The organism is Devosia sp., from assembly GCF_036676215.1.
Lineage (GTDB): Bacteria > Pseudomonadota > Alphaproteobacteria > Rhizobiales > Devosiaceae > Devosia.
In genome coordinates, this window is record NZ_JAKFDJ010000228.1 from 1 (window position 1) to 1,714 (window position 1,714).

Annotated in this window: 2 protein-coding genes; both read left to right on the forward strand. The window is 64.6% G+C overall.

Going from position 1 to position 1,714, the window contains the following annotated elements:
- Positions 1-270, forward strand: a 270-nt coding sequence (locus tag V6M52_RS19460; protein ID WP_332702650.1) for an HNH endonuclease, incomplete at its 5' end; no start/stop codon positions are given.
- Positions 271-322: 52 nt separating this feature from the next.
- Positions 323-1,714 (forward strand): 1-deoxy-D-xylulose-5-phosphate synthase (gene dxs / locus V6M52_RS19465; RefSeq protein WP_332702652.1); only part of this gene is annotated, 1,392 nt, incomplete at its 3' end.

Consider the following 1,714-nt stretch of genomic DNA (forward strand, 5'->3'; position numbering starts at 1 on the left):
GAATACTCGCGTCCCAGCCTGACCCGCGACCACGTGCTGCCGCTGTCCAAGGGCGGGCGCGACATCTGGGAAAACGTGGTCACCGCCTGCTTCCACTGCAATTCGCGCAAGAGCAACCGCACCCCGCAGCAGGCCAACATGCCGCTGCTGGCGGTGCCTTACCGGCCCAGTTGGATCGAGCATCTGATCCTGTCCAACCGCAATATCCTGGCCGACCAGATGGCGTTCCTCAAAGCGCAGCTGCCCAAGCGATCCAAGCTCTCCGCCTGAGGCTGAACGGCTTTGCTTGCCCCTCCCCCGGATGGGGAGGAAAATGGCACAAATGATCGACCCCACCCGCTACCCGCACCTTTCCCGCATCGCTGTCCCTGCCGACCTGCGCCAGTTCGAGGAATCCGAACTCCCCGCCATCGCCGAGGAATTGCGGGCCTATCTGATCGAATCGGTGGGCAAGAGCGGCGGCCATTTCGGCGCCGGCCTGGGCGTGATCGAACTCACCGTCGCCCTGCACTACCTGTACAACACCCCGGACGACCGGCTGGTGTGGGATGTGGGCCACCAGACCTATCCGCACAAGATCCTGACCGGGCGCCGCGACCATATCCACACGGTCAAGCAGGCCGATGGCGTGGCGCCTTTCCCCAAGCGCGAGGAGAGCGAGTACGACACTTTCGGCGTCGGCCACTCCTCCACCTCCATCTCCGCCGCGCTGGGCATGGCCATCGCCAACGCCCAGGCCGGCAACGAGCGCAAGGTAGTCGCGGTGATCGGCGATGGCGCGATGACCGCGGGCATGGCCTTCGAGGCCCTGAACCATGCCGGCGGCATGGAAGATCCGGAGCCCAACCTGCTGGTCGTCCTCAACGACAACCAGATGTCGATATCCGAGAACGTCGGCGGCCTGACCAAGATGCTGGGCCGCATCAGCAGCAGCCGCACGCTCAATGCGCTGCGCGAAGGCGGCAAGAAACTGCTGGGCGACAAACGCAAGCCGCCGGCGCGTTTCATGCGCCGCTGGGAAGAGCACTGGAAGGGCATGTTCGTGCCGTCCACGCTGTTCGAGGAAATGGGTTTCCATTACACGGGCCCGATCGACGGCCACGACGTGCCCGCGCTGGTCAGCGCCCTGAAAACGCTCAAGACCCTGAAGGGCCCGCAACTGCTGCACATCATCACCATCAAAGGCAAAGGCTACGAACTGGCCGAAGGCGATCAGATCGGTTATCACGCGGTCGGCCCGTTCGATCCCGAAAAGGGATTGATCAGCAAGGGCGGCGCGAAGAAGCCGACCTACACCGATGTGTTCGGCGACTGGCTGTGCGACATGGCCGCCGCCGATCCCAAGCTGCTGGCCATCACCCCCGCGATGCGCGAAGGCTCCGGCCTGGTGCGCTTCAGCAAGGAATATCCGCAGCGTTATTTCGACGTGGCCATCGCCGAACAGCATGCGGTGACGCTGGCCGCGGGCATGGCCTGCGAAGGCGCCAAGCCGGTGGTCGCCATCTATTCCACCTTCCTCCAGCGCGGCTACGACCAGCTGGTACATGACGTGGCCATCCAGAAACTGGACGTGCTGTTCGCCATCGACCGCGGCGGCGTGGTCGGCCCGGATGGCGCCACCCACGCCGGCAACCTCGATCTGAGCTATCTGCGCTGCGTGCCGCATATGGTGGTGATGACGCCTGCCGACGAGGACGAGTGCCGCAAGATGCTG